General features: G+C 58.5%; 14 protein-coding genes and 1 pseudogene. 3 read left to right on the top strand and 12 right to left on the bottom strand.

Annotation, left to right across the window (positions count from 1 at the left end; translation table 11 throughout):
• Window positions 1–493: 493 nt before the first annotated feature.
• Both FVV99_RS14555 and FVV99_RS18555 read right to left on the bottom strand, forming a co-directional pair.
• Window positions 494–973, bottom strand: a complete 480-nt coding sequence (locus FVV99_RS14555; protein WP_148254801.1) for a GFA family protein — start codon at window positions 971–973, stop codon at window positions 494–496.
• Between the two features lie 84 nt (window positions 974–1,057).
• On the bottom strand, window positions 1,058–1,201 hold the full coding sequence (locus tag FVV99_RS18555; protein WP_161599009.1) for a hypothetical protein: 144 nt from the start codon (window positions 1,199–1,201) through the stop codon (window positions 1,058–1,060).
• A 166-nt stretch (window positions 1,202–1,367) separates the two neighbouring features.
• On the opposite strand from FVV99_RS18555, the gene FVV99_RS14550 reads away from it, so the two are divergent.
• Complete coding sequence (locus FVV99_RS14550; protein ID WP_148254800.1) at window positions 1,368–1,706, top strand: hypothetical protein; 339 nt, start codon at window positions 1,368–1,370, stop codon at window positions 1,704–1,706.
• A gap of 344 nt (window positions 1,707–2,050) precedes the next feature.
• On the opposite strand, the gene FVV99_RS14545 is transcribed toward FVV99_RS14550, so the two are convergent.
• The 8 genes and pseudogenes from FVV99_RS14545 to FVV99_RS14510 all read right to left on the bottom strand — a co-directional run bounded on the left by FVV99_RS14545 (window position 2,051) and on the right by FVV99_RS14510 (window position 9,493).
• Window positions 2,051–3,328: a CsgG/HfaB family protein gene (locus tag FVV99_RS14545; RefSeq protein ID WP_161599008.1), complete on the bottom strand. Its 1,278-nt coding sequence runs from the start codon at window positions 3,326–3,328 to the stop codon at window positions 2,051–2,053.
• The gene (locus FVV99_RS14540) at window positions 3,328–4,713 is read right to left on the bottom strand and encodes a DUF6844 domain-containing protein (RefSeq protein WP_148254798.1); all 1,386 of its coding nucleotides are present in this window, start codon (window positions 4,711–4,713) and stop codon (window positions 3,328–3,330) included. The genes FVV99_RS14545 and FVV99_RS14540 overlap by 1 nt, the downstream gene beginning before the upstream one ends.
• 17 nt (window positions 4,714–4,730) lie before the next feature.
• Window positions 4,731–5,333: a penicillin-binding protein activator LpoB gene (lpoB, locus tag FVV99_RS14535; RefSeq protein WP_148254797.1), complete on the bottom strand. Its 603-nt coding sequence runs from the start codon at window positions 5,331–5,333 to the stop codon at window positions 4,731–4,733.
• 67 nt (window positions 5,334–5,400) lie between these two features.
• Window positions 5,401–6,900: a COG3014 family protein gene (locus FVV99_RS14530; protein WP_148254796.1), complete on the bottom strand. Its 1,500-nt coding sequence runs from the start codon at window positions 6,898–6,900 to the stop codon at window positions 5,401–5,403.
• Window positions 6,901–7,252: 352 nt separating this feature from the next.
• Window positions 7,253–7,429 (bottom strand): annotated as a pseudogene (locus FVV99_RS14525) (GFA family protein); the annotation flags it as partial.
• Between the two features lie 61 nt (window positions 7,430–7,490).
• On the bottom strand, window positions 7,491–7,979 hold the full coding sequence (locus FVV99_RS14520; RefSeq protein ID WP_148254795.1) for a VOC family protein: 489 nt from the start codon (window positions 7,977–7,979) through the stop codon (window positions 7,491–7,493).
• A gap of 25 nt (window positions 7,980–8,004) precedes the next feature.
• On the bottom strand, window positions 8,005–8,358 hold the full coding sequence (locus FVV99_RS14515) for a DUF1428 domain-containing protein (RefSeq protein ID WP_148254826.1): 354 nt from the start codon (window positions 8,356–8,358) through the stop codon (window positions 8,005–8,007).
• Between the two features lie 100 nt (window positions 8,359–8,458).
• Window positions 8,459–9,493, bottom strand: coding sequence for a GlxA family transcriptional regulator (locus FVV99_RS14510; protein WP_148254794.1), 1,035 nt, complete (start codon window positions 9,491–9,493; stop codon window positions 8,459–8,461).
• Window positions 9,494–9,601: 108 nt separating this feature from the next.
• On the opposite strand from FVV99_RS14510, the gene FVV99_RS14505 reads away from it, so the two are divergent.
• On the top strand, window positions 9,602–10,687 hold the full coding sequence (locus FVV99_RS14505) for a class I SAM-dependent methyltransferase (RefSeq protein ID WP_148254793.1): 1,086 nt from the start codon (window positions 9,602–9,604) through the stop codon (window positions 10,685–10,687).
• A gap of 4 nt (window positions 10,688–10,691) precedes the next feature.
• Here the strand turns inward: FVV99_RS14505 and FVV99_RS14500 are convergent, their stop codons facing one another.
• Window positions 10,692–11,978 carry a nucleotide disphospho-sugar-binding domain-containing protein gene (locus FVV99_RS14500; RefSeq protein WP_148254792.1) on the bottom strand — a complete coding sequence of 429 codons (1,287 nt, stop codon included), beginning with the start codon at window positions 11,976–11,978 and terminating at the stop codon, window positions 10,692–10,694.
• On the bottom strand, window positions 11,975–12,907 hold the full coding sequence (locus FVV99_RS14495) for a GntR family transcriptional regulator (RefSeq protein ID WP_148254791.1): 933 nt from the start codon (window positions 12,905–12,907) through the stop codon (window positions 11,975–11,977). The genes FVV99_RS14500 and FVV99_RS14495 overlap by 4 nt, the downstream gene beginning before the upstream one ends.
• Before the next feature lie 193 nt (window positions 12,908–13,100).
• Here FVV99_RS14495 and FVV99_RS14490 point away from each other — a divergent pair, with 193 nt between their 5' ends.
• Window positions 13,101–14,150, top strand: coding sequence for a polyamine ABC transporter substrate-binding protein (locus FVV99_RS14490; RefSeq protein ID WP_148254790.1), 1,050 nt, complete (start codon window positions 13,101–13,103; stop codon window positions 14,148–14,150).
• Window positions 14,151–14,207: the final 57 nt, after the last annotated feature.

Raw genomic sequence — 14,207 nt, 5'->3', positions numbered from 1 at the left:
CTTCGAGATGCCGTGTGGTGCCCCATGCACACGCAGATGGCGTTAATCTTCATCTTGGCACATGGAGGGACGGGTCCATCCCATTTCCTACGAACTCCAGAACCACCCGCTCCCGGAGCACGGGTCTTGTAGGAGCGACTTCAGTCGCGATCAGCCGTGTCACCCAGGCAGGGCTAACCGCCCTGCATCGCGGTTGAAACCGCTCCTACGAACTCCAGAACCACCCGCTCCCGGAGCACGGGTCTTGTAGGAGCGACTTCAGTCGCGATTAGCCGTGTCACCGATGCAGGGCTGGCGCTGCATCGCCATTAAAGCCGTTCCTGCGAGATCAAAAGCCGGCATCAGGGGTGAGTTGACACACTACCGCCCCTACCCTGCATGGTTCGATGGTGAGGGCGCACCATCCTTATGCGGTAGTCCCTTGCATACGTTGTGTGGTGGTCCGCAGGCCGCCTCAAGCGATCTTGATTTTCCAGACTAGGCAAATGGAGCCTTAACTGCAAAATTCTTCCAGCCCCAGGCGTTGGTGCCATTCGGCGATGCTTTCTTCGGGGTAGCCGGCGAAGCATTTGTCGTGTTCCCGCGCATCGACGTCCACCCAGTTGGCCTTGCTGTTGAGCAGCAGGTGAACGCGCTCGGGCGGTATCGGCAGGTCGGTGTCGATGGCCGAGGCGAACGGGTGGATGAGTTCCGGCCAGCGCGGATCGTAGACCCATAGCGCACTGGCGCAATGCCGGCAGAAGTGGCGTTCGCCGGGGCTCGCTTCGCCGTCGATCACGGCCCGGTAGACGTGCTTGTGCTCGCCACCTTCGACCTGGAGCGTGTCGGCGCGGCCGCTCAGGTTGATGGCGTAGCCACCGCCCCCTGCCGTCTTGCGGCAAATGGAGCAGTAGCAGCGTTGATAGGGATACGGATGCGGCGATTCGACAGTGAAGCGAATCGCGCCGCAGTGGCAAGAGCCTTCGAGTCGCATGGTTTCACCTGTTGATGATCGTTGCGGCTTCCAGTCTAGCTGCCCGCAGCCACACTGTTTACCTCGTCGTGGCGGCCCTGCCGATCACTCCGCCGATAGTAACCGCTCCACCAGATCGGGTAGCGCAGTTTCGGTATCCAGCACGGACAACGCCTGGCGCAAGGCGATATGGCTTTCCGGTAGAAAACGTTGGGAGTCTCCAACGGCGGCTTGAAAAGCGTTGACCACATCGACCAGGGCATAGGCCGGGCAGGCGGATGCCGAACGGGAAGAAGTTCATCGTATGGATCGAGCTGCCTTTTTCAATTGAGCGGGTCGCCATCTCTCAGGCAACATGGAGCACAGGAAAGCAAGCAAGTACGGATAAGCAACGGCATACCGCTGGAGGAGCCACATGCAACCGTTGAGCTATTACTACTACAATGTACTGGAAGGCCTAGAAAAGCCGAGCGATGTGCCGACACCCCTCCTACAGGAAGGCTACGATATCCTGTATCACCATGGCGGACGGATCGAAATCGACCTGATACGCAAAGCCGAAGGGAGCAACGCCAGGGGTGAGCCCTACCATTGGTACGAATATCTCGATGACGAGCAGCGGGCAAAACTGCACAAGGCCCTCGATGGCCGCGACCCCGCCAAGATTCTCAAGGTCATGCAACGCAACGGCTATGCCGGCGTGCTGTATCACCATGCCCGGGAGCACTTCCGAGAGGAGCCGGGAGCCACCTAGACAGCACGTTCCCCGCACGCCAAGCAAGAAGGAACCGACATCTCGCGGGCCTTTCTTGCTTGGCGGGATTCACCGGTGACCTTGACGGATAACTTGGCAAACATCGATTTTTCCTCGGCTGTTGCCACATGGAACTTGGTGCTGACGGTCAGCTTAGCGGATGATGTCAGCTACCGTACTCTGCTTCAGGGAAACGCTGCATAACGACTACGCTAGCCGATCTCCTTCGCCCAAGCCGAGCACCAAGGCAAGACTCCCGCAGAGAGCGGTTCCTGGTCCAGATAGATGCTCTGTTACCCTGGCAACGGGATGGAAACGGCAACATCCTCAGTCGCTAGTCCGTATCAGCAAGGGTCCATGGGAAGACAGACCCCCTTCCGGGTGCCGCGCAAGGCTTCACGTTCCGCTTCACGCGTCGCTTGACCGGTGGCATCCACACGGCGAAGGACCTGCCCATTCCCCTGTACTTCACCGCTAACAATGCGAGCATGGGCCACCTTCTCAGCGACACGGGTGATTTCCACTTCCCCCGTCTTTATTTCTTGAGCTCCCAAACTCTCACCATGATAAGGATCCGAGTATGCCTTACCGATGTCGTAAACCGCCCAACGCTGTCCGGATTTGACGATCATCCCACCTTGGTTAAGCACGACTTCCTCATTCTGACTGTCCACGACCCTTACAGGGTAAATCACGTTCAGGGCCTGAAAGGTAAGTTCACTGCCAAGACCGTCATATACCTTCTGGGAAAATCCGCGGCTACCGGGCTCATTGATTCCCAGAGAAGCCAGGTCAGTACTCAACGTGTGACTCCACATCACCTGGCCTGTGGCAGGAATAACGACCCGGGCCTCCAGAGTAGCGACTCCTTCCCCTTCATGGGTTCGCTCCCCGGTAATCGAGTTGCTTGTCTCGCGCATGTCCATGTCCAGTTCAGTGAGTCGCGCAACGACCAGATAGTCAGCCCCGAGCTCACGCCCTAACATAGCCTTCTCGGCTAAAGGGACATTGCTGGAGTTCACGAAACGCTTTTCCGCCGCAATGGCCTGGCGCATATCACGATCCAGAACATTGAAACGGCGAGAACCGACAAAGGCCTGGACGATGGATTGAGTCAGTCGTCGCGATACATCGCCGGCCTTCAGAGACTGCCCTCCAAGACGCAACGTTGAGCTATCAATGTCGACCGGGTAGACGGCCAACCGCCGCCGGTTACTTTGTGCACCGCTGCCGGGTACACGATACACCGGAACATCCACTTCCAGCTTGGCCAGCTGCCCCCCGCCAGGTGCTGACTGGATATCCACGACCCGGTAGCCACTGATCAATCCCTCACTTGTGACTTTGGTTCCGCTCTCTACGCGAGATTCGTGGGTGGCAGATGACTCCCGTCCGTCACTATCTCGAACCGAGAGCCGTTCCATGGAATTGCGCACCTCCCGACTTGCATTGACCTGGGCACCGTGAACTTGACGCACAGCCTCACCGAGAGCATTAAAAATAGCCTCTTCACGATTGGTTCCTGTGGATTCAGCTTGGACGGTCCGGGTCTGTACGTCCGCCTGTAGCGTCAAGGGCCATAGTACTGCCAACAGTAAGAGGATCCACAGTCGCTTTGCCATTACCATTCTCCAAACGATCCTGTGGAACGAGAGCTGGCCGGCGTGTCCGCATCACCTTCTGCCTGCTCGTTGTCGGAACCGGTAGAATCATCAGCGGTTTTACCCTGAGCTTTCGCCGACGTACTAGGAGACCAGTATTTGACATACCCCAGATACGGATGCCCGGTACTCGGATCGGTGGCATTCCACTGACCTACGGTTTGAACACCCTGCAGTCGATTATCCGACTCTGAACGCAGGACACTATTGACCATGCGACCCACGCCTTGCTCTGTGAGCAACCTGGCGCTACCGTCGCCGCGCGTCTCACGCACTTGTTCGCGTAACTTGCGTTTGGAACTTTCGCGCTGCCCCTGCACTGTCATGCTAGCGAATTGTGTCAGCCAGCCGTCAGCCATCATCTGCGCACTCGTCCGGGAGGCTTCCAGCTCGGCACTGATTTCGAACTCATCCATGCTGTCGCGTACCAATGCCGGAGCGCCGATACCAAACGACATGAGCCCGTAACGCCCTTCGTCATCGACTATCGGTTGAACACCGAAATAGCCCAACATCGGGGTACCCTCATCAATCTGCGATTTCAGACGTTCCTGTACATCTTCGACGGGAATCGCCTGACCAGGCGCCACGTCTCCGGTACGCAACTGTCTGCCGAACTCGCTGAAGCGATCGGATTTGACCACGACGACGCTCACCCGACCATTATTGGCAGGACCATCACCACCGACTTCCTCGATGGTACCGAAGACCCCGATACCTGAGAGCTGTCCCATGGCACGCCAGGTGGTTTCAGTAACGAATTCATCAAACAACAGCTGCTTTCTTTCGGCGATATTGAGCTCAGGTAGCTGACTCGCGTCCCCACCCAACTCCTGGATCACATTGTCCAGCTTCGTCACCGATGCCTCCGCTAATCGGCCCGCTACGGCCTTACCCAGCGCCGCCATGCTGGTCGTATCCCGTACCTCTTCCGGTAGAGAATCTTGCAAGAACTGATCTGCCATGTTCTTGCCCACACGCACCGAATCTTGAGAAACCAACTCACCCATGGCCTGAAGGAATGCCTCTTCCGTGGCGACCAACCGAGCTTGGCTGAAGTCGATGCTAGCTGGATCCATGGCGATGTCGGCACTGCCTATGACCAACGTGCCTTCTGCCGGATTGCTGGAGGATTCCCCCTGCACCCAACCGCGGGAGTTCAGAAACTCTTTGATCTTCTCGTCACTTTGCGATACTTCATCGATCGAGTAGAACGCTGAAGGTGGAGTGGCCGACGCCTCCTCCTCTGCCTTGTCCGCCTGCTCAGACAACTCCTGGGCAAAGCCAAGAACAGGAAAGATGACAGCGAATACAACACTAGCGTTGATAACGTTACGCTTGAACATGCTCCCTCCCCTCCTGGTTACCAGCTTACCGAGGCGTCAGAGCCACGTTTGATGACTTGAGTTTCGTCTTCCCACAAGGCGAGTCCGCTGGATAGATCAGTAAGAGAGAGTTGCACGTAGTATTCCACCTGCTGTTCACTGCCGACCTTGCGGTTACGTTGGAGAATCTTGCCGGAGAGACTCAAATCCGGGGCCTGCAGAGTTCCCTTCTTTTGTACACCCCGTTGATCGAATTCATCGGAATCCCGCAGAGATCGTGACAGCATATTCATCTCATCCTCTGCGCCATCGATACCGACGGCTGTCGTGGTCACCACTTTGCCGGAGTTCAGCAGATCAACGCGGATTTTCTTGATTAGTTGGTCAGTGTCCAGTCGCTGCATGGTGTCGTTGACAATACGGCTGACGACTAGCACGTAACGTCCACCATCAGGGTTGTCCACGGCGCCACTTTGCAGCATGGATTCCACCGTCTCTTGAGCGGTTTTCTCGAAGTCGCGGTAATCCAACTCCATGCTGACCTCACCCTGGTCATTGTCAGGATCGACATAACGGGTAGGGGTGGCACAACCAGCCAACAGCAGGACCAGGCAGGTAACGAACACAACAAGCTTCTTCATCTTGATATCCTGAATCGTATTGAAGAGAAATAATCGGGCCGTGATGGTGCGTCACACCACCACTCATTCAAGAGGCATCAGCTACAAGGCCTTCGGCGTCCTTGGTACCGAAGAGAGACAATTGCTCACCGCCATGACGACCTTCCAGGTCGATGAGCGACACCTGTGCCGGTCCTTCCTGACTGGGCCGCTTGATGTAAACGAGGGTGTAACGCCAGTCCGGCAGAGAGATGTCATCCACATGGCCGCTGGCCTCCTCAACCCCGAGTTGCCCTGAAGCCGGACGAGGGAGGCTGGTCACCTGCCAATGATCAGGAATAGCTTGCCAGCTACGTAAATCAGCACGTGTGGTAGCGGCAGTGAAAAGGGCAGAGCCAAGCTGGCCCACAGCACCAAACTCTTCGGCGGAAGCGTTCTGCATTACCGCCTTGAGAGTTGCCGAGGCAACAGCACGTCCGAGTACTGCCGGGAAACGCGCCTTCATCTCCGTACGAACGACTTTGCCCATTGCTGAAAATGGCTCAGGCTGATGACGTTCCCCCGAATCATCGACCAGAGTCAGTGGTTGGTGGACCGGCTTCCTATCGGCATAGCGTGGCAAAGCAATGCCGGTGTAGGCAGGGCTGGTGGTATTGCCATGCAATAACATCAGAGGTACATCGAAGCGGCTTTCACGCGCCACCGGCCCCAGACCGTTCTCGTAGACAACCCATACCCTTGGAGTCTCGGAATCTCGAGTTGTACGGCCAGCCGCCAGATCTTCAGCCAGTTCGGCATCTGCAGCTAGCCTCCGGTTGTCGGGTGACATGGCGGCAACCCGTTTCAGCGACGTACTGGCTTTGTCCAAATCACCGTGTTCGCCACTAGCGAGGAAAAATAGCCCATGCAGATAGGTAGCAGAAGGAACGATGAACTCCGGATAGACGCTCCATTGAGAGATTTCCTCGTAGTTGGAAGCAACACTCTCCTGTAGCGACTCATTCTCAAGACTCTCTCGTATCGACTGCTGCTGTTTTCCTTCATCTGCTTCCAGTGCTTCTTTTTGGAGTGCAATCTCCTCCGCAAAGGTCTCTACAGCGCGGCGGGTTCTGTCGTCGGCACGGTTAAACTCCACACGGGCGAGCTCCCGATTGCCTTGTTGTAAGAAAGCCAGTCCCTTGTAGGTGTTGACCAGTACTGCTTCGGACAACATGGGGGTGTAATCACGCTCGGCATCATTGATCAACACTGACATGCCACCTTCGAGAAGGTTGGATGACAAACCACTGGTATCATCCAACTTCATGCCGACTTCCGCCTTGTCATAAAGCTCGACAGCTTGAGACGGGTCGCCGGCCATACGATACGCTTCCGCCTGATGAAGCAGTTCCAATAACTGCTTGTCCTCGGCCTTATCTTCCCCGGTCAGACTTAGCTCGGGCTCCATCGCTTCGGCGGCACCGAGGTAATCCCCCTGTATCCACGCAGTATTAAAATCATCCATCTGACTACGCTGCTGATAGGATGAACAACCGCTCAGCCCCACCATTAAGCAGGCAACGGCCAGTGCACATATAGACTGTTTCATGAGGTTCCCTTGCGTAATATCGAATTTTTCACTCTGCCTCTGTGAGCAGTAGCAAGGGCAAAGGAGTGATCACATCAGTCAACGTGTATCAACGATGCGCCGTCGCACAATCCTTCGTGCACCAGAGGTCGGTCGCCGATTCCATGGCACTTCCCAAGAAGTCTCCAATGCTCTCCAAAGTATATTTCGGCATTGTGTGCGATAACTTTAGAATTCTGTGGTTAAGCCCTGCAGACGCAAGAAGGTATCTACAATGTGCTTGCGACCGTCGAGGTTCCTGTGACCTCGATAGGGAAATAGCGCATGTGCCCCGGGTTCAGGCATTATCTTCTTCCGGACCTAACCATTGTTTGTGCTCGCCACCTTCGACCTGGAGCGTGTCGGCGCGACCGCTCAGGTTGATGGCGTAGCCACCGCCCCCTGCCGTCTTGCGGCAGATGGAGCAGTAGCAGCGTTGATAGGGATACGGATGCGGCGATTCGACATTGAAGCGAATCGCGCCGCAGTGGCAAGAGCCTTCGAGTCGCATGGTTTCACCCGTTGATGATCGTTGCGACTTCCAGTCTATTTCCCTGCGGCGACGTTCTTCATCACTGAGGCGTCTCAGCGTCCGCGGCGCGTTCCAGTTCGGCGATATCGAGTCGGTGCATCGTCAGCATCGCTTCCATGGCCCGGCGGGCGCGCTCCGGGTCGGCATCGGTCAGCAGTTCGTGAAGCCGGGTGGGCACGACCTGCCAGGAGAGCCCCCAGCGATCCTTGAGCCAGCCGCACGGCCCTTCCGTGCCGCCTTCCGACAGTGCGTCCCCGTACCGGTCGACTTCGGCTTGATCCGCGCATGCGATCTGGAACGAGACCGCTTCGGTGAACGGGAACTCGGGGCCGCCGTTCAGGCCGACGAACCGCGTACCGGACAGCGTGAACTCGACGGTCAGCACCGAGCCGGCCGGACCGCTCGGGGTCTCGGCCGGTGAACGCATCACGCGCTCGATGCGCGAATCGGGAAACAGCGAGACGTAGAACCGGGCGGCGTCTTCCGCCTGCCCGTCGAACCACAGGCAGGGCGTGACTTGCTGAAACATGGGTATTCTCCCGTGTACCGGTGATTCATTCATCCAGAACGACGTCGAACCCGCCGTAGATCAGCCGCTTGCCGTCGAAGGGCATGGGGTTCTTGTCGGGGTGCAGGCGAGGATCCGCCATGATTCTTGGCATCGCGTCGTTTCTGACCTCGCGGGACGGCCAGACCAGCCAGGAGAAAATCACCGTTTCATCCGCCTGACACTTCACCGCCATGGGAAAGGAGGTAACTTCGCCGTCCGGTACGTCATCACCCCAGCACTCCACCATTTTCAGTGCGCCGTAATCCTTGAATACCGGCCAGGCATCGCGGGCATGCTTGATGTATTGCTCACGGTTGGCCGTGGGTACGGCGGCAACGAATCCATCCACGTATGTCATCATCGTGCTCCTGTGTGTCGAGTGGCCCGCATCGTCCGTCATTGGCTGCGGGTAATCGTAGTCGTTTCGGGGGCGGCCGAATCGACATCGGAGTCACCGCTTATTGCAATCGCAACCGCATGCTGCGGAAACGCCGCCGATACTGGCTCGGTGTCAGGCCCACCCGGCGGCCGAACAGCCGCCGAAAGAAGCTCGGATCGGCATAGCCGACCAGTTCGGCAATGGCATCGATGGGATCGTCGCCGCTTTCCAGGTACTGCTTGGCCTCTTCGAGTCGCAGGGTGTGCACATAGTCCATCGGCGTCATGCCGGTAGCGGCCTTGAAGCGCCGCTTGAAGGAGCGTTCGGTCAGGCCGCTGAGCGCCATCATGCCGGCCACCGGCGAGTGCGTGTCGTAATGCTGAGCCACCCACACCTGACAGCGCGTGATACAGGCATCGGTGACCTGGCGGGCGGTGGTCAGTGCCGCATAGGGGCGCTGGCCGTCCTGGTGCCAGTCGATCAGGTTGATGCGCGCCAGACGCATGGCTTCGTCGATCCCGACCAGCCGGGCGACGAGGAACAGTGCCAGATCGACCCAGGAGGTGCCGCCGCCGGCCATGATCAGTCGCTGCCCTTCGCCGGTGACCACCAAAGTGCGTTGCGCGTGCACCCGCACACTGGGAAAGCGTCTTGCCATGGCCTCGCAGTAGGCCCAGTGGGTCGTGGCGTCCTGGCCATCGAGCAGCCCCGCCTCGGCCAGCAGCAGCGCGCCGGAGCATGCCGCAGCCAGCAGCGCTCCCTGGGCCTGGCAGGCATGCAGCCAGGCGATTTCCGCCGCATAGCCTTCGAGGCTCGCGTCAGGCGCGATGAACAGATCAGGAATGCAGACGACCGCTGGCGAGCGGCAGTCATCCAGGGCGGCATCCGGCTCGATCCAGGCCCCGTTGGGGGCACGAAAGCCACGGCCATCGCAGGAAACGATCATTGGCTTCAGCAACGGCACGCCCATCCGGCCGTTGGTCAGGAATTCCCAGTCGCGACCAGCCGAACCCAACAGGTCGTACATGCCATAGAGCGTGGAGGCCGTGGCATCCGGTCCGGCCAGGAGCGCAATGGTGGCGGCCGTGCCGGCGGGTTCGGTAAGTTGACTCATGGCAGAAAACTCCCGATTGCGTCGCAATGCGCCTGCGTGATGCCGGGGTCGCGGGCGTACTCTTGTCCTGGCCCTATTCTTACAACTCAACGACAAGAGGCGTATGTCATGTGTGATATCGCTGTTCAAACATCGTCTCAGGACGATACCGATACCTTCGAGACCCGGCTGGTCCAGGCACTCAACCAGAGCGGCCTGATGCTGTTGATCTCGATCGGCCACCGAACCGACCTGTTATCGGCGCTGGCGGGAACACCACCCCTCACCAGCCAGGCGCTGGCGGAACGCACCGACCTGAATGAACGCTATGTGCGTGAGTGGCTGGGCGGCATGGTCGCCGGCAATGTGATCGAAACCGATCCGGAAACCGCCACCTACTGGTTGCCGGACGAACGCGCCGAACTGTTGACCGATACGGGGCCGGTCAACCTGGCCGTCTATGCACAATTCATCGCCTTACTGGGAAGTGTAGAGGATGATGTGGTGCGCTGTTTCCGCGAAGGCGGCGGTGTGCCCTACTCCCGCTATCCACGCTTCCATGAGGTGATGGCCAGCGACAGCGGCCAGACCGTACTGCCGGCCCTGTTCGACCAGATCCTGCCGCTGGCTCCGGGGCTGACCGAGCGACTCGACAAGGGTATCCGGGTGCTCGACTGTGCCTGCGGCCGGGGAAAAGCGCTGATGGCGATGGCCGAACGGTTTCCGGCCAGCCGTTTCGTCGGTTACGACCTCTCCGCGGAGGCCATCGACTGGGCACGCCGGCAGACCGCCGATGCCGGACTGACCAACCTGACCTTCGAGGTACGCGATCTCAGCGACTTCGATGTCACCGCCGAGCCCGACGCCTTCGACCTGGTCACCACCTTCGACGGCATCCACGATCAGGCCCGGCCGCGCAACCTGCTCAAGGGCATTCATCGCACGCTGACCGCGGAGGGAACCTACCTGGTGCAGGACATTCACGGCTCCAGCCACCATCACCTGGATAGTGGACATCCGCTGGGCGCGATGTTGTACGCCGTATCGGTGAGCCACTGCATGACGGTATCGCTGGCCCAGGGCGGCGACGGCCTGGGCACCATGTGGGGCCGCGAGCGAGCCCTCGCTTACCTCGAAGAGGCCGGTTTCCGGGATATTCAGGTTCACCAACTGGAGCACGACATCATGAACGACTATTACGTCTGTCGACCGTAAGCGTTCAGTGCGATACGTCGATGGCCGCCATGACCGCTTCGGCAGCGCGCCTTGCCCCCGGTTCAGCCTGCATCTCGCGCGAGATTCGTTGGAGCCTGGCGGCCATCGGCGTATCGTTCAGCAGCGCCAGGATGGCCTCGCGGAGGGTGTCAGGCGACCAGGTCGTCCGGTCGAGGCGACGCCCCGTGCCTGTCGCCTGGGCCCGTTGCGCATTATCGTGTCCATCCCAGCAGTAGGGTATGACCAGCGAGGGTACGCCGTGGAACAGGGCCTCGCAGAAGCTGTTGTTGCCCCCGTGGTGGATGAAGAGCGCACTCTGTTCCACGACGGAAGGTTGCGGAAACCAACTGCCGAGATACACATTGTCCGGCACATGCTGATACGCCTCGAGGAACCCGCCGACGTTGACCATGAAGCGTGCCGGCAACGTTGCAAACGTGTCGATCATCTTGCCGATCAGGTCGGTGTCGATCGCTCCCAGACTACCGAAACTCATGTAGATCAGCGGCCCGTCGTCGGCCGGCAGTTGTGGCGGATCAAAGCGTGACTCCTCCCTGACACAACCTTCCAGAAAGACGAAACGCTCCCGCGGCAGGGGGCGCGCTCGTGAATAACGCACGGCACTTGGGGCCAGCAGCAAGTTCAGCCGGTCCGAATTCTCCAGGAAGTTGCCGGGAGCCAGCGGCCGCAAACCCCGGGACTTCCGAAACGCGTTATAGCGACGATGCGCCGATTCCGTCGCATTCAAATAGGTTTGCTCGAAACGCGTCACCGCAGCGTCATCTTCCGGCGCCAACCCGGATAGATAAGGAGGTACATTGGGGTCCGGGATCTCGGTTTCGGCGCATGACACGATGCGTATCCAGGGATAGCCGGAACGGACGATGGCGGGGAACATGATGACATTGTCGAGCAGTATGGCATCGGGACGAATCTGGTCCAGCAGGCTTTCGACCCCGGCTTCGGCATCAATCGCCGTATCCACTATCGCTTCCCAGGTAGGCGCGACGTAGGTCGGCAACTGCTCTTCGGCGTCGAGGTTGAAATGCGGAAGGTGCGTATTGATGAAGGCCTGCCAATAGTCTTCGTTCTTCTGCGCCTGCACCTGGGAGGGAGCAGGCAGGTGGTACTCCTTGAATCCATATTCGGCAAACATACCGGTAAAACCGGGGTGACACAGGAATACCGGTATGGCGCCCATATGGCGCAACTGCTGTGCGATACCGACACAGTTCAACGCAGCACCAAAGCTTGCCTCGGGAAACAGCGCGATCACTCGTGGATGACTCATTGACGCGCTCCTCGCATCAGTGGCGGTATGCCGCGGTTGGCCGCTTCCGGGCGCCGGATTCGCGAGCGGCGAAGGTGAAGCACCATTTGGTCTGCCGCAAGCTCGAATTGGTGCCGCTCGAGGCTGTCGAGAATTTCAAGATGTTCATCCAGCGATTGCCGCAACCGGAAATCGGGAATGGAAATATCCTTCTGGGTCGCACGACGTAACCGATGGTGAGCCAGGAGCGCACCACGGGCGAAACGATTGCCTGAACACTCGGCAATGAAACTGTGGAATTCGGTATCGAGCCGCAAGAAGCCGGTACTGGTAATGTGCCCCTCTTGCGTATCAAGCAGCTCCTGCATCCGCATCTTGAGCAACCCCGCTTTCTTGATATCCATGACGAATCCCGGTGCGAGGATGGCCTGGGGCTCGATCGTGAGGCGGAACGCCAGACTTTCATCGACGGCTTTTGGCGTATCGAACATCGGCTGGAATGCCCATGACCGGCCCGGCAATTGAGTGACCACACCATCACGAGACAGTATTTTTAACGCATTTAATACTGAGTTTCTCGTCACATTATAGCGCCGTACCAATGCGCTGATGGACTGAATATCACCGATACGACGATCGGCTCGATCGGACAGGATTCTCTGGGCCAGAGAATCCTCCATATCCTCGAGCCGATGAGCCGCCTCGGTCAGCCCGTCGGCCTGACCGATCTCCAGGAAGTACCCCTCCTCCTCTTTCCAGGCGAGAATTTCCTTCTCTTCCAATATCTTGAATGCTGCACGAATGGGCGTCCGGGAAACTCCACAGGCTTCGGAAAAGACCTGTTCGGGGAGGTGATCGCCCGGATTCATCCCCCGCTCCAACACGACACCGATCACCTGCTGCGCCAGGGCAATATGATTCTGTCGACTGTTCCGGCGACTGTCAGCCATGCAAGCACTCCCATGAAAAGGCTGAAGATCGCACGACAGCCGGTAGTGAAAAAGAACAGCGAATACACATTGACGTATCTTTGTTTTGATTAATACTAGCATACAGGGTGGACGACAGGTATTGACCACCGACTCACTTCCGGCACGAATGCATGGCCGGAGAGCGACACAAGAACAACATTGAGGAATCGACATGCAGCGTTTTCGATCCAGCGTTGGACTGCTACTGGGTACCGGCCTTGCTTGCAGTGCCGGCATGGCCGCCGCCGACGAGCTCGTCATCTCCAACTGGGATGGCTACATGGCACCCGAGGCCCTCGATAGCTTCACGGAAGCCACCGGCAACGACGCCGAACTCGTCTTGCACGGTACCAATGAAGAGATCATGGGCAAGCTCATCGCCTCCGATGGCAGAGGCTATGATGTCGTCTTCGTGTCATCGCCTTTCGCGGAAGTCCTGCAAAACATGGGGTTGGCAGAGCAGCTGGATCACGAACGGCTCCCGAATCTCGCCAACCTGTACCCTGAAGCCACCGAACTGGCACATGATCCCGGAAATCAATACTCGGTTCCCTATACCTGGGGCACCACCGGCTTATGCTACCGATCCGATCTGGTCGAAGGGCAGCCCGACTCCTGGCAAGACCTGCTGAACCCCAGTGACGAACTGCAGGGTAAAACCACGATGCTGGCTACCGACCGCTGGCTCCTCGGAGCGGGGTTTCTCGCCAAGGGGTACTCCGTCAACGAAACCGATCCCGATAAACTCGCCGAAGTTCGCGATCTTTTGATAGAGGCGAAGGAAAGCCTGCTGGCCTACGACGATACGACGTTTTACGCCAAGCTGGTGTCCGGTGAAGCCGAACTGGTCCATGCCTGGGATGGTTGGTGCAACTACGGCATTGCCGAAAACGCTGACATCGAATACGTGGTCCCCCAGGAAGGCTCCGACCTGTGGGTGGATACGATGGTGATTCTCAAGGGGTCGGAGAACAAGGAAGCGGCCTACGAGTTCGTCAATTACGTGCTCGACGCCGACAATCACCGTTGGGCAAGCGAGAACATCCTCTACAAGGTTCCCAACCAAGCGGCGATGGAAGCACTCGATCCCGCGCTGATCGAGCAGTTCCCCAATCTAGGCATGACACCGAACGAGATGATGGCGTACGAGCAGCTACGCAACGTCGGTGATGCTCAGCGTGCCTACTCGCGTGTGGTCTCCGAGATCAAAGCGGCCGACTAAATCCTCTGCAAGCCCGGAACGTGACGTTCCGGGCGCCATGACGGCCGTCAGCAATAC

This window comes from Aidingimonas lacisalsi (genome assembly GCF_008079445.1).
Lineage (GTDB): Bacteria > Pseudomonadota > Gammaproteobacteria > Pseudomonadales > Halomonadaceae > Aidingimonas > Aidingimonas lacisalsi.
Note: the sequence above shows the minus strand (reverse complement) of the source record. Positions and strands in the feature narration are given on the sequence as shown.